The sequence below is a fragment of the Halomonas chromatireducens genome (genome assembly GCF_001545155.1).
GTDB lineage: Bacteria > Pseudomonadota > Gammaproteobacteria > Pseudomonadales > Halomonadaceae > Halomonas > Halomonas chromatireducens.
Genome location: NZ_CP014226.1, coordinates 467,852 through 489,465, shown reverse-complemented (window position 1 = coordinate 489,465; position 21,614 = coordinate 467,852). Strand labels below are relative to the sequence as shown.

The window sequence follows — 21,614 nt, the reverse complement described above, 5'->3', positions numbered from 1 at the left end:
TATCTCCTATCTCGCCGTACTTGTAGGGATGAGGTCGGGGCCGTGGCGATTCAATAGCCGGCGCTGGGGTTCACGGTCTCGAGCGTTTCGCCCGCTTCGAAGGCCTCGATCAGTTCAGCGACCTGTCCCACGGCTTCCTTCAGCGGGGTAGGGCCAGCCATGTGCGGCGTTATCCATACCCTCGGGTGCGACCAGAGCGGGTTTTCCCGGGGCAGCGGCTCCTCGGGAAAGGCATCGAGCAAGGCGCCGCGAATCCGGCCCTCGGTTTCACCTTCCCCCAGCGCCTCCAGCAGTGCCACTTCATCGATCAGGGTGCCGCGCCCGGGATTGATCAGGCTGGCACCTTCCGGCAGGGCGGCCAGTGTCTTGGCATCGATGATATGCCGGGTCTCTGGGGTTCCGGGTAGCAGCAGCACCAGGGTGCGTACTCGACCGAGCAGTTCGGGCAAGCCGTCGTCACCGTGGTGGCAGGTGATGCCGTCGAGCCGCTTGGGAGAGCGACTCCAGCCGTGGACCGGAAAGCCGTCGGCGGCGACCATCCTGGCTACCTTGGCGCCGATGGCGCCGAGGCCCAGCACGCCCACCGGCCAGTCACCCTTGTCGTCAACGGCATGCTCCCGCCATTCACGGTGGGCCTGCTGACGACGATAGCGGTCGAAGTCGCGCTGGAAATGCAACACGCCGTAACGCACGTAGTCACCGATCAGCTCGGCCATGCCGGCATCGCGCAGCTTGACGATGGGCACGCCCTCGGGCAGGCCAGGGTTGTTGAGCAGGGCGTCGACACCGGCGCCCAGGTTGATGATCCCCTTCAGATCGGCGTGCTCCCGCAGCAGCGACTCGGGCGGCTTCCAGGCGGCCAGGTAGTCGATATCCCGGCGTTGGTGGGCGGGTGCATCGCTGGTGACGATCTCGGCGCCAGGCAGATGCTCGGCCAGGGCGTCGCGCCAGCTGGCCGCCTCGTCGATATGGATCAAGATACGCATCAGTATGTCCTTCTCCTTGTTGAGTGAAGGTCAGTAGATAATCTGCATCATCGGTGGGGGAGACTCATCGAGCAAGATTGCCAGTCGCTTCAGACCCTCCTCCAGACGCTGCAGGTCCTGTTCTGCCCCCAGGCTCACTCGGATGCGACGCGGGGGCGGCGTCTGCTCCACCATGAACGGTACCGCGGTGGTAATGGCCAGGCCCTCCTGTTCGGCCTGCTGCTGCATCTCCTCCGCTCGCCAGGCATCGGGGAGTGTCACCCAGACATGCAGGCTGGTGGGGCGGGATGTAAAGGCGTGATGGCCCAAGAGTCGGGAGACAAGTTTCTGGCGCTCGCCCAGCAGCTCCCGCTGTTCGGCGGCCATGGTCTCGATGCTGCCGTCGGCGATCCAGCGGTCGGCTAGCTCGAAGATCAGCGGCGTGGCCATCCAGGTGGTGGCCCGCATCCGCGGCAGCACGTGGTGCAGTTGGCCGCGGGGCACGGTCAGGTAGCCAGCGCGCAGTCCCGGCACGGTGATCTTGGTCATGCTGGTGACATGAAAGCCGAGCTGGGGAATCCGGGCGGTCAGGGATGTCAGGCTAGGGGCCTCGAGCAGGGCATGCACATCGTCCTCGATCAGCCACACCCGATGACGCGCAAGTACCTCGGCCACGGCGTCACGGCGGGCCTCGCTCCTGGTCGCGCCGGTTGGATTCAACTGGGTCGGCGTCAGGTACACCGCTCTCGGCTTGAAACGATGACACGCCGATTCCAGCGCCTCAGGAATAATGCCTTCGCTGTCGATGGCCACGCCGCGGAGCTGGAAGCCCAGGGTGCGCGACAGGGCGACCAGGCCATGGTCGGTGAGGGCCTCGGTGAGGACCAGGTCGCCATGCTGCACCACGCTTGCGATGGCCAGCATCAGACCATGGGCCGCGCCGTTGCAGAGAATCCTGTCGTCCATCTCGCCGGGCACACCGAGTCGGGACTGCAGCCAGGCGCTGGCCCGCTCGCGCTGGTGAGGTAGTCCGGCGATGGGGCGACAGGCGGTGATTACGTCGGGGCTGGCATGGTCCGCCAGTTCCATCAGCGCCTGGCGAAAGCGCAGGTGGTGCCCGGGCGGACAGACCGGATGGGCGATGGAGAGGTCGATCAGGGCGCTCTCATGACGTGGCTCATGACCGCGTAGATAAGCGGACTCCCGGGCATCATCCAGGGCATTCACCCAGGTGCCGCTGCCGACTCGCGCCTGTACCAGGCCCATCTTCTCGGCCTGGGCGTAGGCCCGTGAAACGGTTTGCACGCTGACGGCGAGGTTTTCGGCCAGCTGTCGATGAGGTGGCAGGCGGGTGCCCGGGGTGAGCTCCCCCAGGCGAATTGCCTCCGACAAGGCGCGGGCAATGGCCAGGTACTTGGGACCGGTGTCGGTCAAGTAGGGAGTCAGATCAATTGTCATGATGCAATAAAGCCTTTGACCGCCAGCAGAGGTGTGGTGCTAGTATCAGCTTAGCGACATTGACCGGAAATTGTCATGATTTTCCTCGTGAATAATCATGACAATAATCGCTCTTCGACCGGTGTCGACAACCCCTGGTCCGGCCCTCTCCCCATGGAGACGGCCGGTTATTGGTGATGCTATGGCGAACGCTTCATGAATCAGGTCTCTCTGCCCTTCACTCGTCAGGAATATGCCACCCGGCTGTGGAAGGTCCGGGCCGAGATGGCCAGCCGAGGCATCGACGTGTTGATCATCAGCGACCCGTCCAACATGGCCTGGCTGACCGGCTATGATGGCTGGTCCTTCTATGTGCACCAGTGCGTGCTGGTGGGGCTGGAAGGAGAGCCGGTATGGTATGGCCGCCGCATGGACGCCAATGGCGCATTGCGGACCTGCTGGATCGATCCGGACAACATCACCTACTACCCCGATTACTATGTCCAGAATCCCGACATGCATCCCATGGATTACCTGGCCCAGTCGATCATGCCCGATCGCGGCTGGCACCAGGGTGTTGTGGGCATGGAAATGGACAATTACTACTTCTCGGCCAAGGCGTACCAGTGCCTGCTGCGCGAACTGCCCCATGCCCGCTTCCTGGATGCCAATGCGCTGGTCAACTGGTGTCGGGCGATCAAGTCACCCCAGGAAATCGCCTACATGCGCATCGCCGGCAAGATCGTCGAGGGCATGCATACGCGTATCCTCGAAGTGATCGAGCCCGGCCTGCCCAAGAGCAAGCTGGTTTCCGAGATCTACCGGGTCGGTATCGAGGGCTGGGTGGATGATACCGGTAAGGTCTTTGGCGGCGACTATCCCGCCATCGTGCCCATGCTGCCCACCGGCAAGGATGCGGCAGCGCCTCACCTGACCTGGGACGACACGCCATTTCGCGAAGGCGAAGGCACGTTCTTCGAGATTGCCGGTGTGTTCAAGCGTTACCATGCGCCGCTGTCGCGCACCGTGTTCCTGGGGCGGCCGCCCCAGGATTTCATTCGTGCCGAATCGGCGCTGCTGGAGGGCATCGAGCGCGGCCTGGCCGTGGCCAAGCCCGGCAATCGCACCGCCGATATCGCCATGGCGCTGGGCTCGGCAATGGACAAGTACGGCTTCGACCGGGGTGGGGCGCGCTGCGGCTATCCTATCGGTATCTCCTATCCACCCGACTGGGGTGAGCGCACCATGAGCCTTCGCCCCTCCGACGAGACCATCCTGCAGCCGGGCATGACTTTCCACTTCATGCCTGGCCTGTGGCAGGACGAGTGGGGCCTGGAGATCACCGAGAGCATTCTGATCACCGAGACCGGCTGCGAAGCCTTGGCGAACTTCCCCCGCCAGCTGTTTGTGCGCTGAACTCGCATACCGTCAACGAAGGGGCGCTGGGGGCAAGCCGAAGAGGAGGTCTTTTGCCATGGAAGGCAAAAGTAGCGTACAGGGAGGTATTCACAGCGCCTCCTCGCTGGCTTGCCGCCAGAATAGCCCCGAGCAGTAGCCTGCTGCCACCGAACAAGGAGTTCCAGACAATGACCAAGCGCCCAAGCCCGATCAGTGCCACCGTCGACTTCGATGCCGACGGCGTCCAGCACGGCTTCCTCAAGCTGCCCATCTCCGTGGACGAGTCCGCCTGGGGAGCGGTGATGATCCCGGGGACCGTGGTCAGGAACGGTGAGGGTCCCACGGCCCTGCTGACAGGCGGCAACCACGGCGATGAGTACGAGGGCATTACCTCGCTGCTCAAGCTGTCGAACACCCTGCGCGACGAGGACGTCAGCGGCCGGGTCATCATCGTGCCCTGCATGAACACCCCGGCGGTGATGGCCGGCAAGCGCACCTCGGGGCTGGACGGCGGCAACCTCAATCGCAGCTTTCCCGGCGACCCCAACGGCAGCGTGACCGAGAAGATCGCCGACTACTTCGCCCGGGTGATGGTGCCGATGTGCGACGTGGTGCTCGATCTCCACTCCGGTGGGCGCACCCTGGACATCATCCCCTTCGGGGCTTCCCATGTGCTGGAGAATCCCGACCAGCAGCGCCAGGCCCTAGAGGGTGCCAAGGCCTTCGGCGCGCCCTACGCCATGATGATGTTCGAGCTCGATGCCGCCTCGCTGTTCGACACCGTGGTAGAGGAGCAGGGCAAGATATTCGTGGCCACCGAGCTGGGCGGCGGCGGCACCTCGACGCCGGAGAGCCTGGCCATCACCGAGCGCGGCATCCGCAACTTCCTGATTCATTTCGGGCTGATCGAGGGCGAGGTGGAAATGCCCGCCGAGCCGCAGATCTATCTCGATATGCCCGATGCCAGCTGCTATGTGCAGAGCGAGCACTCGGGGCTGCTCGAGCTGACCCTGACGCTGGGCGACGTGGTCCGGAAGGGCGATGTGATCGCCCGGGTCTACGATCCGGCCCGCAGCGGCACGCCACCGGTAGAGTATCGTGCCGGCCGCAGCGGCGTGCTCGCGGCCCGACGCTTTCCTGCCCAGGTCAACATGGGCGATACCATTGCCGTGATTGCCGAAGTCGTGGAGTCGCTGGGGTGATGAAGCTCGATCGCTATGATCTGAAGATCCTCGAGATCCTCTCCCGGGACGGGCGCATTACCAAGTCGAAGCTGGCCGAGGCGATCAACCTCTCGGTCAGTCCCTGCTGGGAGCGTGTGCGTCGCCTGGAGAAGGCCGGCATCATCGAAGGCTACAGTGCGCGTATCACCCCCGAGGCCCTGGTGCGCCGCACGCCGGTCTGGGTTCAGATCGAGCTGAAGCAACACAACGCGGCAAGCTTCGCCCGCTTCGAGGCACTGGTCCACGCCACACCGGAGGTGACCGAATGCGTGGCGGTGGGAGGCGGGGTGGACTACCTGATGAAGGTGGAAGCCGACTCCGTCGATGCCTATCAGCGCCTGATCGATGCCTGGTTGACCTCAGAGACCGGCATCGAGCGCTACTTCACCTACATCGTCACCAAGAGCGTCAAGCAGAAGCGCGCTCACACGCTTCCCGACGGCCTGGCCTGAATCATCGGCTGGGCTACGGCGACACTTGAGAAAGCATCGTTGATTACATGTTGATGGATTTGGCTTAAGCTTGAGGCGAGCCTTTGCTCACCTGTGCCGGGCGATCCCGCTGACGCTTCCTTGATGACGTTGACCGCACAAGACAGCGCCCCGGATGTACCGAGATCGCCTACGGAGACGAACGACAATGTCCTATTTCACCATTGCCGGTGTGCAGATGCATGCGCTGCACCACGGCGACAATACCGAAGCGATGCGACACCGTGTCGACGTGTTGATGAGTCGCTTTCCCCAGGTCCAGATGGTGCTGTTCAGTGAGCTGATGCCCCTGGGGGCGTCACCGCACCATGCCCAGGCGATGCCCAGCGCTGCCGAGGCGATGTTCTGCCAACTGGCCGAACAGCACCGCATCTGGTTGATTCCCGGCTCCATGTTCGAACGGGTCGGCGAGAGCGTCTATAACACCCTGTCGGTGATCAATCCACATGGCCATGTCGTGGCCCGCTATCGCAAGCAGTTCCCCTTCCTTCCCTACGAGGCGGGCGTGGAGAGCGGCAGCGAGTTCGTGACCTTCGATGTGCCCAACGTGGGCCGCTTCGGGGTGTCGATCTGCTACGACATGTGGTTCCCCGAGACCACCCGCACTCTGGCCGCCATGGGGGCGGAGGTGATCCTTCATCCCACCATGACCGATACCATCGACCGCGATATCGAACTCTCCATTGCGCGAACCAATGCGGCGGTCAACCAGTGCTATTTCTTCGATATCAACGGTGCCGGTGCCCTCGGTAACGGTCGTTCCATCGTGGTGGGCCCCTCCGGTGACGTCATTCACCAGGCAGGCACTGGCGAGGAGGTCATGCCCATCGAAGTGGATATGAACCGGGTGCGCCGCGAGCGCGAAACCGGCCTGCGCGGCCTTGGGCAGCCGTTGAAAAGCTTTCGCGACCGCCGCGTCGACTTCTCGGTGTACCGCAGCGAGAACGGCTCCGCGGCGTTTCTGGATACTCTGGGCCCGTTAGCCAAGCCTCTGCGAGCCGACATCGAGGAGTACTGAACCGCCTGCAACGGCACCAGGCGCGATGGGAGAGTGCCAAGCTGGAGAACCTGATTCGTGGCCTGTGTCGATTGTTCGGCCAGGCTCCGGTGGCGGGCTTTATTCCGCCGCTGTCTACCGGACCCACCCAGGAGGCGGGTTCCTCTACTGATGGAGCGACAAATATGCGCAAGATAACAACAATTGCCGACGTTCGCCGCCATTTTCTCAGCAACAAGGAGCCGATCTACTTCATCGCGGCCTGGTTGAAACACTGCGCGCCCACCTCAAGAAATTCGCGCCGTTCTACAAGTCGGAACTCAGGGTGCGCGACGACCTTGCCCTTGTAGGGCTTATCGGCAAGGAGGCCAAGGCCCTGGCGGAGGTTCGATTCGACCTGGTGCCGCCGGCCATCTGGCACCAGTCCGGTGACGAGAACGTTCAGTTGCTGGCGCATCCCGGGACCCAGCCCCGTGTGTTGGCTTGCCTGCCTATCGATATGGCAGTCGAGATCGTCTCCCGGCTGACCCCGCAGGCGAGCCTGGTCGGCAACGCCGTCTGGTGTCTCCACGACATTCAGGCCGGACTCGCCTGGCTCACCCCGCATCATGAAGACGCCCTGCTGCCACAGATGATCAACTGGGAGGCCCTGGGCGGCATCAGCTTCAAGAAGGGGTGCTATACCGGGCAGGAGGTGGTGGCACGGGCCCACTTCCGCGGGCAGGTGAAGAAGCGGCTGGCAAGGGCCCAACTCGAGGGAGACAGGGTGCCGGCACTCGGCACCCCCCTTCTCGACGAAAACGGCAAGTCACACGGTGAGGTGCTGGCCGCCGAAATGGACGCCTACGGTCAGCCCGAGATACTGGCTGTGACCAGTACCCGAGAGGAGATCGGCCCACTGAGCGTCGACGATCAGCCGGTCAAGCTGATGAAGCTGCCCTACCCCATTGAACGGCTGGATCCGGAAAGCCTGGCCTTGGCAAGCGCGTAACACGATGAATCAGGGCTTACGACAGCCCGAATACCCGCTTGGCGGTTGCCGTACTCTGTGCGGCAATCGCCTCCGGCGTCTCGCCGCGCAGATTCGCCACCATCTCGCAAACCTGGCCGATGCGTGCCGGCTCGTTACGCTGACCCTGGTGGCCACATAGCGGCATATCGGGGCTATCGGTCTCCAGCACGAAGCCATCCTCAGGCAGGCTCTTCACCGCCCGCCATAGACGCTGGGCTCGCTCATACGTCACGGCACCGCCCAGGCCGACCACGAAGCCGAGATCGAGGAATTTCCAGGCCTGATCCGGCGAACCGGCGAAGGCATGGATCAGGCCCCCGGCAGGCAGGTCGAGCTGGCGCAAGCGCTGGGAAACCTTGTCGTTGGCATGCACGCAGTGGATCACCACCGGCAGCTGGCGCGACTTGGCCAGCCGAAGCTGGGCGTTGAACAGCGCCCACTGATCGGCCAGGCTCTCATCGAAGCGGGCGTCGATCCCGCACTCGCCCAGTGCTTTCACCTCTGGGTGCTCATCCAGGGCCTGGGCCAGCGCCTCGACATCCTCCTCCCGGTGCTCGTCCATGAAATAGGGATGCAGCCCCAGGCTGATACTGACGTCATCTCTCTTTTCGCCCAGCGCCAGCACGCCAGGCCAGCGCTCCCGCGTGGTGCCCGGCACCATGAAGTGTCCGACCCCGACCGCCCTGGCCCGCTCGAACATGGCGTCACGGTCGTCGTCGAATTCGGCGAAATCGAGATGGCAGTGGGCGTCGATGAGCATCGGCGATACCTCTGTTGCTGGCCTCGAGTCGCAGCTACCCCAGGGACAGCCCTACGCGGAGGCGCTGTAAATCCCTCCCTGGACGCTACCGATGCCATCCCTGGCATCGGACCTCCGCTTCGGGCTGTCCCCGGCGCTGCTCGGATTCGCGCTTTCTCTGCGTGGAAACTCGATCAAGAGCTAAGTCGCTCGAAGCACGTGGCTTGCAGCCTGTCGCGCTCAATGCTCGCGTGTGGCGGCGAACCGAATATCCGGCCAGCGCTCCTGAGTCATCTGCAGATTGACCCGCGTAGGGGCAATGTAGGTCAGATAGCCGCCACCATCTATCGCCAGGTTGGCACTCGCCTTACGCTTGAATTCGTCGAGCATCTTGGCATCGTCGCAGTAGACCCAGCGGGCGGTCTGCACGTTGACCGGCTGATAGACGCAGTCGACCTTGTATTCCTCCTTGAGCCGATGGGCCACCACGTCGAACTGCAGGGTACCCACGGCGCCGAGGATGAGGTCGTTGTTGTCCAGCGGCTGGAACAGCTGGGTGGCGCCCTCCTCCGACAGCTGCTGCAGCCCCTTCTGCAGTGCCTTGAGCTTGAGCGGGTCCTTGAGCTGCACGCGCTTGAACAGCTCCGGGGCGAAGTGGGGAATCCCGGTGAAGCGCATGTCCTCCCCCACGGTGAAGGTATCGCCGATCTGGATGGTGCCATGATTGTGCAGGCCGATGATGTCGCCGGGCCAGGCCTCTTCGACATGGGTGCGATCGGAGGCCATGAAGGTCAGCGCATCGGCGATCTTGACGTCCTTCTTGATGCGCACGTGACGCATCTTCATGTTCTTGTCGTACTTGCCGGAACAGACCCGCAGGAAGGCGATACGGTCACGATGGTTGGGATCCATGTTGGCCTGGATCTTGAACACGAAGCCGGTGAATCTCGGGTCGGCGGCTTCCACGTTGCGGGTATCGGTCTCCCGGGGCTGGGGCGGCGGCGCGTACTCGACGAAGCCATCCATCATCTCCCGCACGCCAAAGTTGCCCATGGCGGTACCGAAGTAAACCGGGGTCAGCTCACCGCGCAGGTAGGCATCATGGTCGAACGCGTGCGATGCCCCACGCACCAGTTCGACCTCCATGCGCAGCTCCTCGGCCAGGTCCTCGCCGAGCACCGTATCGACCTCGGGGTTATCGAGCCCTTCGATGCGCCGGTCCTCGGGGATCCGGCTGCCCTGACCCTGGGTGTAGAGATGGATCACATCGTTGTAGAGGTGATAGACACCCTTGAAGTTGCGACCCATGCCGATCGGCCAGGTCATGGGCGCACACTGGATATCGAGCACCTCCTCCACCTCGTCCATCACCTCGACGGGGTCGCGAATCTCCCGGTCCATCTTGTTGACGAAGGTAAGGATCGGCGTGGTGCGCAGGCGACACACCTCCATCAACTTGATAGTGCGGGCCTCGACGCCCTTGGCCCCGTCGATCACCATCAGCGCCGAATCAACGGCTGTAAGAGTGCGATAGGTATCTTCGGAAAAGTCCTCGTGGCCCGGGGTATCGAGCAGGTTGACGATACGTCCACCGTAGGGAAACTGCATGACCGAGGTGGTAACAGAGATGCCACGCTCCTGCTCCATCTTCATCCAGTCAGACGTGGCATGGCGGTCGTTGCGCTTGCTTTTCACCGAACCGGCCAGCTGGATGGCGTTGCCGAACAGCAGCATCTTCTCGGTGATGGTGGTCTTCCCCGCATCGGGGTGCGAGATGATCGCGAACGTCCTGCGCAGCCCGACTTCACGGGCCAGAGTGGCTTCTGACATCAGTTTTCGATTTCGCCGTCATGGCACCGGCTGAGGGTGCGTGAATGGAATGCCACGCATTCTACGGCTTTGCCGGCGGCAGTTGTAGGTCAGTGTCGGAAGTTGTAGGTCGGCACGGGAGATTGCGGCTACCCGTATTCAGGTGGCTCCCCGGCAAACGTCCGCAAAGAGGTCGTATGAGCAATGTGCGAGCGTCGCCGTCAGACATGCGCGCCCCTACCACAGGAGTACATTGCAGCGTGACGTTCTGAACGCCGGGTGTTGCCCAATGGCGCCAGGACCGTCGTGCTCCGCCCTGAGGTGGCCCTCCAACCCACTGCCACTCTCATCCACTTGCCCCTCGCCCTGCGCGCGGCCCGTTGGCGACAGTTTCGCCACGTCTGCTTTTGCGTGGGCGAGAACAATAACAAGCGGGAGAAGCCCTGATGAAGAAACCCGAAAACCGTTCCCCATCCGGCAAGCCAGCGGCCGGCGCCGAGGGGGTGCCACCCCCGGAAGGCCCCAGTGACCTGATCGAAACCGATTACGTGATCGGTCAGGACAATCTCACCGGTCATGTAAAGATCGATCTCGATATCCACGGCAAGGTCTTCGGCATTTCCGCCCTGGTCACCCTGCTATTCGTCCTCCTCACTCTCGCCCTGCAGAGCGAAGTGGAGCCCCTGTTTACGGGGCTGCGCAACTGGCTGACCGGTCACCTGTCATGGTTCTTCCTGCTCTCGGCCAATGTCTTCGTGGTGCTGTGCCTGGCACTGGTGGTCTCGCCGCTGGGCAAGGTGCGTATCGGCGGCCTCGATGCCAGCCCCGACTTTTCCTATCTCTCCTGGTTCTCCATGCTGTTCGCAGCGGGCATGGGTATCGGCCTCATGTTCTATGGTGTCTCGGAACCCATGTCGCACTTTTCCAGTGCCATGGGTGGTACCGCCATGGAGAATGGCGTTCGCAACGACTGGGCACCGCTAGGAGCGGCTGCCGGCAACGCACAGGAATCGGCTCGCCTGAGCATGGCGGCCACCATCTTCCACTGGGGCCTTCACCCCTGGGCGATCTACGCCATCGTGGCGTTGGCGCTGGCCATCTTCGCCTTCAACAAGGGATTGCCGTTGACGATGCGCTCGATATTCTACCCGATCCTGGGTGAGCGCATCTGGGGATGGCCGGGCCATGTCATCGATATCCTGGCGGTATTTGCCACCCTTTTCGGTCTGGCAACCTCACTGGGTCTCGGCGCATCGCAGGCCGCCGCCGGACTCGGCTACCTGTTCGGCATCCCGGACGGCAACTTGACCATGATGCTGTTGATCGTCGGTATCACGTTTATCGCCATCCTTTCCATCGTTGCCGGCGTGGACAAGGGCGTGAAACGGCTTTCCCAGCTCAACATGGTGCTGGCCTTCCTGTTACTCGCCTTCGTCATCGTCGTCGGACCCACGCTGGTCATCATGAACGGATTCTTCGACAGCCTGCTGGCCTATGCCACCTACCTGCCGGCGCTATCCAATCCGTTCGGTCGCGAAGACGCCAACTTCAGCCAGGGCTGGACCGCCTTCTACTGGGCCTGGTGGATCTCCTGGTCTCCGTTCGTCGGCATGTTCATCGCCCGGATCAGTCGTGGCCGCACGGTGCGCGAGTTCCTGATCGCCGTGCTGCTGGTGCCATCGCTGGTTTCTGTATTGTGGATGTCCGCCTTCGGCGGTACCGGTATCCACCAGTTGGTATCGGCGGGGTTCGAAGGGGTCCAGGATGCTGCGCTCGAACTGCAGCTGTTCGTGATGCTGGCCGAGCTGCCGCTGGCAGCCATAACGTCCTTCATCGGCATCGTGCTGGTCGTGGTGTTCTTCATCACCTCGTCGGACTCCGGCTCACTGGTCATCGATACCATCACTGCCGGGGGCAAGGTCAACGCCCCCAAGCCCCAGCGAGTTTTCTGGGCAACTGTCGAGGGATTGATTGCCATCGCCCTGCTGCTAGGCGGTGGGCTCGCGGCCCTTCAGGCCATGGCGGTCTCTACCGGCCTGCCCTTCACCCTGGTGCTGCTGGTAGGCTGCTACACCATCGTCAAGGGACTGATGAGCGAACCCCGCAGCAAGCCAGTACTCAAGACAAACCTCGGCTGACCCTGGCGACACAGGGAGGCCTAAGGGCCTCCCTGAAACGGGGAGCATGGAACAGAAAGAGAAAGCGTCAACGAGAAGAGCCCCGCATGTGCGGGGCTCTTCTTGTGGCCGACCAAGGAGTGACTGGCCTAGGAGTGTCGTTGGGCAGCCTAGAAATCGACGACCACATTACCCTTGGGCGTACTACAACATGAAAGGATATACCCCTCGGCAACATCCTCATCGGTAATGCCACCGTTGTGCTCCATTTCCACCTCGCCGGAAGCCAACGGGACACGACAGGTGCCACAGATGCCCATACCGCAGGCCTTGGGGATGTGGAGCCCGAGCTTCGCGGCAGCGGAATGCACCGTCTCGCCCGGCTGGATGCGCACGCTCTTGCCTGAGGTGCTGAATTCCACACTGAGCATGTCGGCGACATCGACCTCCTCGGCCTCTGCCTCGGCCTGTTCAGCCAGTTCCAGTACGTCCTCTCGCACATCCAGCGGCGTGGCGCCGAAGGACTCCTCATGATAGTGGCTCATGTCGAAGCCGTTATCGTGCAGGATGCGCTTGATTGCGTTCATGTAGGGCGTGGGGCCGCAGCAGAAGATCTCACGATCCAAAAAGTCGGGTGCCATCAACTCCAGCATCGGCTGGGTCAGATACCCGCGGTAGCCGGCCCAGGCCTCGCCAACGTCATCCTTTTTCTCACACACGATATGCAGCTTGAACTCGGGAATTCTCGAGAACATATGCACCAGTTCGCGATGGTAGATGACGTCACGCGGGGCACGCGCACTATGAATGAACTCCACATCGACACTGGCGTTGGTGTCGAAGAACCAGCGGGTCATCGACATCAGCGGCGTAATGCCAACGCCACCGGAGAGGAACAGTACCTTGTCGGCGGGAAAGTCAATCGAGTTGAAGTTGCCCACCGGACCATGCACCGGCAGCTCGTCGCCGACCTTCATGTTGTCATGCAGCCAGTTGGACACCCGGCCACCCGGCACCCGCTTGACGGTGATCGAGATGCTGTAGGGAATCGATGGCGAACTGGAGATGGTGTAGGAGCGCATGATCGCCTCGCCATCGATCTCCAGCTCCAGAGTCACGAACTGCCCCGGCTTGAAGAAGAACAGCACCGGCTGCTCCGCCATGAAGCAGAAGGTACGCACATCCCAGGTCTCCTGAATCACCTTGACGCAGCGCACCATATGGCGGCCGTTGGTCCATGTCTGGGTAGTGACAGGATTGAGGAAGTTCATTGTCATATCTCGTCTCGCCAAGGGTAAGCCAGAAGGTTGGGGGCCAGCCGTTCATGGCTAGATCGTTGTTTAAGGACATTTTGAGGGTTGGGAGACTCCCCCCATTGTTCTGCCAGCGACATCGACTTGCCTGAAGAGGCCAGCCGCCCATGACATCGACATAACCCAGGTCGTAACCACACCTGTCGGCGTCGCTGCAAGGCATGGACCCATCTCGACGCTGGACCACACTCTGCTTGCCTCCGATGGTTCCGCAAGGTCCCGGATGACGCGAACCTAATTCACCAGCCCGTCAAAAAGGATGCCCTTGATGTCCACTGCTACACCCTCGCCGCTCGACGACCCACTCTATGCCACTCGTCATGATGTGGCTTCCCGTCTCGACAACCGCCAGCCTGGCTTCTCGCTGGCTCAGCCGTTCTACAACGATGGCCGATTCTTCGCCCTCGACATGGAGACGATCTTCGAGAAGGAGTGGCTGTTTGCCGGCATGAGCTGCGAGATACCGGCCAAGGGGAACTACCTTACTCTCGACGTGGGCGATAACCCCATCATCATCGTCCGTGGTGCCGAGGGTGCCATTCACGCGTTCCACAATGTCTGCCGCCATCGCGGGTCGCGGCTCTGCACCCAGTCACGCGGCAAGGTGGCCAAGCTGGTCTGCCCCTATCATCAGTGGACCTATGAGCTCGACGGCCGGCTATTGTTCGCTGGCAGCGATATGGGCAGCGACTTCGATCTCGCCGAGTATGGATTGCGCCCCATCGCCGTAGAGATTGCCGGCGGCTTCATCTTCATCTGCCTGTCCGACACGCCTCCCTCCATCGATGACTTCCTGGCGAGCGTATCGCGCTATCTGGCCCCACATGACCTGGAGAACGCCAAGGTCGCCGTGGAGTCCACCATCGTCGAGCAGGCCAACTGGAAGCTCGTCATCGAGAACAATCGCGAATGCTATCACTGTAACGGCGCTCACCCGGAGCTGCTCAATTCGCTACAGGAATTCGACGATACCGACGATCCTCGTGCCACCGATGCCTACAAGGCCCTGGTGGCAAAAAAGCAAAGCGACTGGGATTCGCTCGATATCCCCTGGGCGTTGCAGCGCCACGGCCGCCGGAATCGCCTGACCCGCACCCCCCTGCTCGAAGGGCGCGTTTCCATGACCATGGACGGCACACAGGGCTGCAAGCGACTGCTCGGCAAACTGACCGACCCCGACATGGGTTCGCTGCGCATCCTGCACCTGCCCAACTCCTGGAACCATGTCATGGGCGATCACGCGGTGGTCTTTCGCGTCATGCCGCTGGGACCACAGCAGACCGTGGTGACAACCAAGTGGCTGGTACACAAGGACGCGGTGGAAGGCGTCGACTACGATCCGACGGCACTACGACGCGTGTGGGACGCCACCAACGACCAGGACCGTCGGCTGGCCGAAGAGAACCAGCGCGGCATCAACTCGAAGGCCTACTCGCCAGGCCCCTACTCACCCACCTATGAGTTCGGCGTCATCGACTTCATCGACTGGTACTGCGAGCGACTGCAGGAACATATCGGCCAGGTCACACCCAGTCTTCAAGTCGTACGCGGCTGATCGCTGCCCCCCCTACCTGACGGGACCCGCCTCTGCGCGGGTCCCGTCATTTCAGCTCGCGTTGTTTCGACCACGTCATGACCAGGTCAACAGGGATGACCAAGCCAACAGCGATCAGGCCGACGATGTGGCACCCTGACATGGGCCTGGCACACCGAAAAACGCCCCCAACTCTCTCGAGTCAGGGGCGTCGTCCAGTATTACGCTACGTTGATTCGACCCTGCTATTGGAGGGCAGGCAACAGGACCTCATGCAGTGCCGCCCTCACCGAGGGCAGCATGATGTCGGTCCGCTCGCCAAGCGCCTGCACCAGCTCCTGAAGACCGGGCACGCCCTCCTCGTCATGCTGAAGCCGTGCCAGGCGGGCGCTGGTTTCCGGACTGGCTCCCTCGGGGATACGGATACCGAGCGCCACCAAGCGGTCACGGAAATCATCGTCATCGATCAGGTCGACGATCATCATCGGTCTGCTCTCCTCCTTATACGCTCTCCACCGGCGCCGATGCCTTTGCGGCACTCAAGCGACAGGCGGCATACTTGAACTCCGGAATCTTGCCGAAGGGATCCAGCGCCGGGTTGGTCAGGATGTTGGCGGCAGCCTCGGCGTAGCAGAACGGCACGAAAACCATACCCTCGGGCATGCCCGGGTCGGTACGTACCGACAGGGTAATGCTCCCCCTGCGCGTGGTGATGGTAAGGGCAGAGCCGGGTTCCACCCCCAGCCGGCGCATCTCAGCCGGTGCCAGGGTAGCCACCGCTTCCGGCTCCAGGTCGTCGAGCACCTGGGCACGCCGGGTCATGGAGCCGGTATGCCAGTGCTCCAACTGGCGCCCGGTCGTGAGCACGACCGGGTACTCGGCATCGATCGGCTCGTCCGGTGGCAGCGGCAGGGTCGGCGAGAAGGATGCGCGGCCGCTCTCGGTGTGGAAGGCATCGCTGAATACCACATCGGCTCCCGGCTCGTCGTCTGCCGGGCAGGGATAGGTCACCGACGCCTCCCGCTCCAGGCGCTCCCAGCTGATGTGATCCAGCGAAGGCATGCCCTGCTTCATTTCCGCGAAGACGTCGCGGGGGTGATCGTAGTGCCAATCGAGGTCGAAGCGCCGGGCGATCTCCTGGATGATCCACCAGTCCGTCCGGGCTTCCCCGGGCATGGGCACAGCGGCGCGGCCAAGCTGTACCTGTCGGTTGGTATTGGTAACGGTGCCATCCTTCTCCGGCCAGGCGGAAGCCGGCAGTATCACATCGGCGAACTGGGCGGTCTCGGTCACGAACAGATCCTGCACCACCAGATGTTCCAGTTGCGCCAGGGCACTGCGGGCATGAGCCAGGTCCGGATCGGACATGGCGGGGTTCTCGCCCTGGATATACATGCCCTTGATCGTACCGTCATGAATGGCGTGCATGATCTCCACCACGGTCAACCCCGGCTGGTCGTCCAGCGGCGTATTCCACAGCTCTTCGAAAGCGGCACGAACCTGGGCATCAGCGACCGGTTGGTAGTCGGGCAGCACCATGGGAATCAGGCCCGCATCGGAGGCTCCCTGGACGTTGTTCTGCCCACGCAGCGGATGCAGGCCCGTGCCCGGACGGCCGATCTGGCCGCAGGCCAGCGCCAGCGAGATGAGGCAACGGGCGTTGTCCGTGCCGTGGGTGTGCTGGGAAATACCCATGCCCCAGAAGATCATCGCCCTCTCCGCGGTGGCATAGACACGCGCCACTTCACGGATGGTTGCCGGATCCACGCCACATGCCCCGGACATCGCTTCGGGGGTCATGGGCGCCACATGGGCCTTGAGCGCTTCGAACCCCTCGGTGTGTTGGGCGACATACGCCTCATCAAAGAGGCCCTCGGTGACGATGACATTGAGCAGGGCATTGAACAGCGATACGTCGGACCCTGGCGTGAACCGCACGCTGAGGTGTGCATAGGCATCCAGCGACTGGCCACGGGGATCGATGATGATGAACCTGGTGCCGCGCTTGGCCGCCTGCTTGAAGAAGGTCGCTGCCACCGGGTGGTTGATGGCCGGATTACAGCCGGTGAGGATGACCACGTCGGCCTTTTCCGCCTGCATGAACGAGGCCGTGACCGCCCCCGAGCCGATGCACTCCATCAGCGCCGCCACCGAGCTGGCATGGCACAGCCGAGTACAGTGGTCGACGTTGTTGGTGCCGAAACCGGTACGTACCAGCTTCTGGAACAGCCACGCTTCCTCGTTGGTACACTTGGCGCTACCGAAGCCGGCCAGCGCAGCGGGGCCATGCTCTACCTTGAGCCGCTTCAGGCCATCGGCGGCCATATCCAGTGCCTCATCCCAGCTCGCCTCACGAAAATGGGTCAACGGCGCGGCAGGGTCAAAGGCGGGATCGAGCCCCTTGGGCACCCCGGCCTTGCGGATCAAGGGCCGGGTGATTCGTGCGGGATGATTGGGGTAATCGAAACCGAAGCGGCCCTTCACGCAGAGACGATTCTGGTTCGACGGGCCGTCGCGTCCTTCGACAAACAGGATCCGGTCATCCTTGACGTGATAAGTCAGCTGGCAGCCTACGCCGCAATAGGGGCAGACCGAGTCGACCTTGCGATCGGCCGCACGGGAGTCGCCATGGCCGGCCGCATCGACCAGGGTGGCCGGCATCAGCGCGCCGGTAGGACAAGCCTGCACGCACTCGCCGCAGGCCACACAGGTGCTATCCCCCATGGGGTCGTCGAAGTCGAAGACGATCTTCGACGCCGCGCCCCGATGAGCCATGCCGATGACGTCATTGACCTGGACTTCACGGCAGGCTCGTACGCAGAGATTGCACTCGATACAGGCATCGAGGTCGACGGCCATCGCCGAGTGGGAGCGGTCCTGCGTCAACGAGGACTCGCGGTCGGCCACATGATGCACCGTCGGCTGGCTGCGCTCGCCCTGCTCAGGCAGCCACTGGCGCACCGCATCGGCATCGACGGCGAGCTGGTCGGCCATGGCCCAGAAGTGGCTGGAGCGATCCGGGCTCGCATGGCGAGCAGGCTGGTCGACGGCAAGCAGCTCCAGGACGCCCTCACGCGCCACCCGGGCACGATCGGAGGTAGCACTCCTGACCACCATGCCGGCAGCGGCCTGGCGCAAGCAGCTCGCCGCCAGGATCCGCTCGCCTTCGATCTCGACCATGCAGGCACGGCAGTTGCCGTCACTGCGATAGCCCGGCGCATCCTTGAAGCAGAGATGGGGGATGGTCTCGCCGGCGCGCTTGGCGACCTGCCACAGGGTTTCCCCCGGCGTGGCGCTAATCTCATGCCCATCCAGGGTCAGGGTAAAGGTTTCCTGATTCATGGTTTCATCCCCTGACAATCACGTTCTGATCGGCCAATTCGGTCCGAAAATCCTTGAGCAGACCGAGTACCGGATTCGGCGCAGCCTGGCCCAGCCCGCAGATCGAGGCGTCCATCATTACCTGGGACAGGCGATCCAGCGCCGCTGCATCCCACTCCGGGCGCTCCAGCAGGGTCAGCATCTTTTCACTGCCGACACGGCACGGCGTGCACTGGCCGCAGGATTCATCGGCGAAAAAGGCCAGCAGGTTGGTGGCCACCCCGCGCAAGTCATCCTGGTCGGAGAGTACGATGATAGCGGCGGAACCAATGAAGCAGCCGTGCTCCTGAAGGGTGTCGAAGTCCAGAGGAACGTCAGACTTGCTCGCCGGCAGGATACCGCCTGAGGCACCGCCCGGGAGATACCCCAGCAGACGGTGCCCGTCTGCCATGCCACCGCAGTACTCATCGACCAGTTCGCGCAAGGTGATGCCGGCCGGCGCCAGATGCACGCCGGGATAACGAACCCGGCCGGATACCGAGAAGCTGCGCAGCCCCTTGCGACCATGCCGCCCTTGGCTTGCGAACCACTCGGCGCCACGCTTGTGTATGACGGGGATCCAGTAGACCGTTTCCACATTGTTGACCAGGGTCGGCCGGTCGAAGAGCCCCTTCTGGGCCACGAAGGGAGGACGATGACGCGGCTTGCCCGGCTTGCCCTCCAGCGATTCGATCAACGCCGACTCCTCGCCGCAGATGTAGGCCCCGGCACCGCGACGCAGCACCACGTAGCCGGGGTCGACCAGACCGGCCTGCTCCAGCTCTTCAGTCGCCTCGCGTAGTACCCGATGAAGGCCCGGGTACTCATCGCGCAGGTAGATATAGAGCGCCTCGGCCTCCACGGCCCAGGCACTCACCAGGGCGCCTTCCAGGAAGCGATGCGGTTCGCGCTCCAGGTAGTAGCGATCCTTGAAGGTGCCAGGCTCACCTTCGTCGGCATTGATGACGCAGTATCTAGGCCCGGGTTCGGCCCGCACGAAGTGCCACTTGCGGAAGGTGGGAAAGCCGGCACCGCCCAGGCCACGCAGGCCCGCCTTTTCCATCTCCTGCATCAAGGTTTCGACCGACACGCGCCCTTCACGGCAGTCTGCCAGAAGCGTGTAGCCGCCAACGGCCCGGTAGTCGGCTAGACTGGGCCAGTCGATGGAATCGGGATGCAGCTCCCCTGCTTCCAGGGCCGCCGTCACGCTCTCGGGGGTGGCATGACCCAGGTGGCGATGGCCCACTTCCACCACCGGCGCGGTCTCGCAGCGTCCCATGCAGGGCGCCCGCAGCACGCGCACCTCAGCGGGATCGGCACCCTCCTCCAGCCGGGCCCGGAGCGCCTCGGCACCGGCCAACTGGCAGGAGAGTGAATCACAGACCCGCAGCGTGATCGCGGGCGGGGCCTGCTGATCGTCGTGGGTCACATCGAAATGCGCATAGAAGGTCGCCGTCTCATAGACCGCAGCCATGGGAAGATTCATGTAGCTGGCAAGGGCGCGAAGCGCTGCCAGGGGGAGATGCCCGCGACTATCCTGAATCGCATGGAGATGCTCGATCAACAGGTCCCGCCGGCGCATCTCGGGCTGCTCTCGCTCATCACCAATCAGCAGGCGCAGCGCCGCAAGCTCATCGGTGTCGAGTTCGCGGCCGCGGGGCTTACCACGGAAACGGCGCTTGGGATTCACGGTCTGGACGGTCATGGGGACTCGTTATTCGGTCTTGTTGGTAGTGGCGGATTCATGGTGACACTCCCCCCTATACTAGGACAATGGCCGGCACGCCAGGCAATACACTGTCCTCGCTGGGGGCATGATGGGATGGGCCTCGATTAGAGCCGAGGCCCATCGCCTATCACGACGCTATACCTGCCATCATCCGGTCTCAGGCAGCCACGCTGCCGTGGGGGTCAATGACGAATTTCTTCGCCGCACCGCCATCGAAATCGGCGTAGCCCTGCGGGGCTTCGTCCAGGGTGATCATCTGGACATTGACCGCATCGGCGATCTTGACCTTGCCGAACAGGATCGCCTGCATCAGCGGGCGGTGGTACTTCATCACCGGGCACTGGCCCGTGTGGAAGCTGTGGGACTTGGCCCAGCCGAGGCCGAAGCGCATGCTCAGGGCGCCCTGCTTGGCGGCTTCGTCGGCCGCACCCGGATCTTCGGTCACGTAGAGGCCCGGGATACCGATCTGGCCACCGGCGCGGGTCAGCGACATTGCTGAGTTGAGCACGGTGGCGGGCGCCTCCTTGCCGTGGTTGCAGCCGCAGGCGTGGGCCTCGAAGCCGACGCAGTCGACGAAGGCGTCGACCTCGCGCTCGCCGAGGATGACCTCGATCTTGTCGGCCATGTCACCATCCTGGGTCAGGTCGATGGTCTCGCAACCGAAGCTCCTCGCCTGGGCCAGGCGCTCTTCGATCATGTCACCGACGATCACGCAGGCCGCGCCAAGCAGCTGGGCGGAAACCGCCGCCGCCAGACCCACAGGGCCGGCTCCGGCGATATAGACGGTGCTGCCGGGCCCGACACCGGCGGTCACGCAGCCGTGGAAGCCGGTGGGGAAGATATCCGAGAGCAGGGTCAGGTCGCGGATCTTCTCCATGGCTTGGTCGGTGTCCGGGAACTTCAGCAGGTTAAAGTCGGCGTAGGGCACCATGACGTACTCGGTCTGGCCGCCGACCCAGCCGCCCATGTCGACGTAGCCGTAGGCCGCGCCCGGGCGCGCCGGGTTGACGTTGAGGCAGATCCCCGTCCGGCCTTCCTTGCAGTTTCGGCAGCGTCCGCAGGCGATGTTGAAGGGCACCGAGACCAGGTCACCTGGCTGAATGAATTCGACATCGCGTCCGCACTCTACCACCAGGCCAGTAATCTCGTGGCCAAGCACCAGGCCGGAGGGCGCGGTGGTACGTCCACGTACCATATGCTGGTCGCTGCCACAGATGTTGGTGGTAACGACCTTGAGGATCACACCGTGGTCGCATTTGCGATTGCCGAGGGCAAGCTCCGGATAGGGGATGGACTCGACGTCGACCTTACCCGGGCCCTTGTAGACGACGCCGCGGTTGGCTTGGCTCATGGCTGACTCCTGTACTTGTTGTCAGGGTATTGCTGAGGGGTGAAAGACGACCTTTCTGGTCGTGCTGCTCCAGCCTATGCCTTCCCGGGCACGCCACTTGCCCAAAAGAGGCATCGGCATGCCTGTGCGAGACAAGGGC

The 21,614-nt window shown here is 63.1% G+C and carries 16 protein-coding genes; 7 read left to right on the top strand and 9 right to left on the bottom strand.

Annotation, left to right across the window (positions count from 1 at the left end; all coding sequences use genetic code 11):
- Positions 1–50 precede the first annotated feature (50 nt).
- Both LOKO_RS02335 and ehuR read right to left on the bottom strand, forming a co-directional pair.
- The gene (locus LOKO_RS02335) at positions 51–986 is read right to left on the bottom strand and encodes a 2-hydroxyacid dehydrogenase (RefSeq protein ID WP_066444572.1); all 936 of its coding nucleotides are present in this window, start codon (positions 984–986) and stop codon (positions 51–53) included.
- A gap of 30 nt (positions 987–1,016) precedes the next feature.
- Positions 1,017–2,423: a MocR-like ectoine utilization transcription factor EhuR gene (gene ehuR, locus LOKO_RS02330; protein ID WP_066444570.1), complete on the bottom strand. Its 1,407-nt coding sequence runs from the start codon at positions 2,421–2,423 to the stop codon at positions 1,017–1,019.
- A gap of 195 nt (positions 2,424–2,618) precedes the next feature.
- On the opposite strand from ehuR, the gene doeA reads away from it, so the two are divergent.
- The 5 genes from doeA to ygfZ all read left to right on the top strand — a co-directional run bounded on the left by doeA (position 2,619) and on the right by ygfZ (position 7,502).
- On the top strand, positions 2,619–3,818 hold the full coding sequence (gene doeA / locus LOKO_RS02325) for an ectoine hydrolase DoeA (RefSeq protein ID WP_066444567.1): 1,200 nt from the start codon (positions 2,619–2,621) through the stop codon (positions 3,816–3,818).
- A gap of 170 nt (positions 3,819–3,988) precedes the next feature.
- The gene (doeB, locus tag LOKO_RS02320; RefSeq protein WP_066444560.1) at positions 3,989–5,002 is read left to right on the top strand and encodes a N(2)-acetyl-L-2,4-diaminobutanoate deacetylase DoeB; all 1,014 of its coding nucleotides are present in this window, start codon (positions 3,989–3,991) and stop codon (positions 5,000–5,002) included.
- Entirely contained in the window at positions 5,002–5,475 is a 474-nt protein-coding gene (locus LOKO_RS02315; RefSeq protein WP_066444558.1) for an Lrp/AsnC family transcriptional regulator, read from the top strand. Before doeB ends, LOKO_RS02315 begins: the two co-directional genes overlap by 1 nt.
- A 187-nt stretch (positions 5,476–5,662) precedes the next feature.
- On the top strand, positions 5,663–6,532 hold the full coding sequence (locus LOKO_RS02310; RefSeq protein WP_066444555.1) for a carbon-nitrogen hydrolase family protein: 870 nt from the start codon (positions 5,663–5,665) through the stop codon (positions 6,530–6,532).
- 304 nt (positions 6,533–6,836) lie between these two features.
- Positions 6,837–7,502, top strand: a complete 666-nt coding sequence (ygfZ, locus tag LOKO_RS02305; protein WP_066444552.1) for a CAF17-like 4Fe-4S cluster assembly/insertion protein YgfZ — start codon at positions 6,837–6,839, stop codon at positions 7,500–7,502.
- A 16-nt stretch (positions 7,503–7,518) separates the two neighbouring features.
- Here the strand turns inward: ygfZ and LOKO_RS02300 are convergent, their stop codons facing one another.
- The gene (locus LOKO_RS02300; protein WP_066444550.1) at positions 7,519–8,283 is read right to left on the bottom strand and encodes a TatD family hydrolase; all 765 of its coding nucleotides are present in this window, start codon (positions 8,281–8,283) and stop codon (positions 7,519–7,521) included.
- A gap of 219 nt (positions 8,284–8,502) precedes the next feature.
- Entirely contained in the window at positions 8,503–10,092 is a 1,590-nt protein-coding gene (locus LOKO_RS02295) for a peptide chain release factor 3 (protein ID WP_066444544.1), read from the bottom strand.
- 425 nt (positions 10,093–10,517) lie between these two features.
- Between LOKO_RS02295 and LOKO_RS02290 the strand changes: the two genes are divergently transcribed.
- Positions 10,518–12,209 (top strand): BCCT family transporter, encoded by a 1,692-nt coding sequence (locus LOKO_RS02290; RefSeq protein ID WP_066444542.1) that lies wholly within the window; start codon positions 10,518–10,520, stop codon positions 12,207–12,209.
- A gap of 149 nt (positions 12,210–12,358) precedes the next feature.
- Here the strand turns inward: LOKO_RS02290 and LOKO_RS02285 are convergent, their stop codons facing one another.
- Positions 12,359–13,465, bottom strand: a complete 1,107-nt coding sequence (locus LOKO_RS02285) for an FAD-binding oxidoreductase (RefSeq protein WP_066444537.1) — start codon at positions 13,463–13,465, stop codon at positions 12,359–12,361.
- A 304-nt stretch (positions 13,466–13,769) separates the two neighbouring features.
- Here LOKO_RS02285 and LOKO_RS02280 point away from each other — a divergent pair, with 304 nt between their 5' ends.
- Complete coding sequence (locus LOKO_RS02280; RefSeq protein WP_066444535.1) at positions 13,770–15,056, top strand: aromatic ring-hydroxylating oxygenase subunit alpha; 1,287 nt, start codon at positions 13,770–13,772, stop codon at positions 15,054–15,056.
- Positions 15,057–15,280: 224 nt separating this feature from the next.
- Here LOKO_RS02280 and LOKO_RS02275 read toward each other — a convergent pair whose 3' ends face one another.
- The 4 genes from LOKO_RS02275 to fdhA form a co-directional block, all read right to left on the bottom strand.
- Positions 15,281–15,520 (bottom strand): hypothetical protein, encoded by a 240-nt coding sequence (locus LOKO_RS02275; RefSeq protein ID WP_066444533.1) that lies wholly within the window; start codon positions 15,518–15,520, stop codon positions 15,281–15,283.
- Positions 15,521–15,536: 16 nt separating this feature from the next.
- Entirely contained in the window at positions 15,537–18,377 is a 2,841-nt protein-coding gene (gene fdhF, locus LOKO_RS02270) for a formate dehydrogenase subunit alpha (RefSeq protein ID WP_066444531.1), read from the bottom strand.
- 4 nt (positions 18,378–18,381) lie between these two features.
- Positions 18,382–20,100: an NAD(P)H-dependent oxidoreductase subunit E gene (locus LOKO_RS02265; RefSeq protein WP_066444523.1), complete on the bottom strand. Its 1,719-nt coding sequence runs from the start codon at positions 20,098–20,100 to the stop codon at positions 18,382–18,384.
- A 181-nt stretch (positions 20,101–20,281) separates the two neighbouring features.
- Complete coding sequence (gene fdhA, locus LOKO_RS02260; RefSeq protein ID WP_066444520.1) at positions 20,282–21,475, bottom strand: formaldehyde dehydrogenase, glutathione-independent; 1,194 nt, start codon at positions 21,473–21,475, stop codon at positions 20,282–20,284.
- Positions 21,476–21,614: the final 139 nt, after the last annotated feature.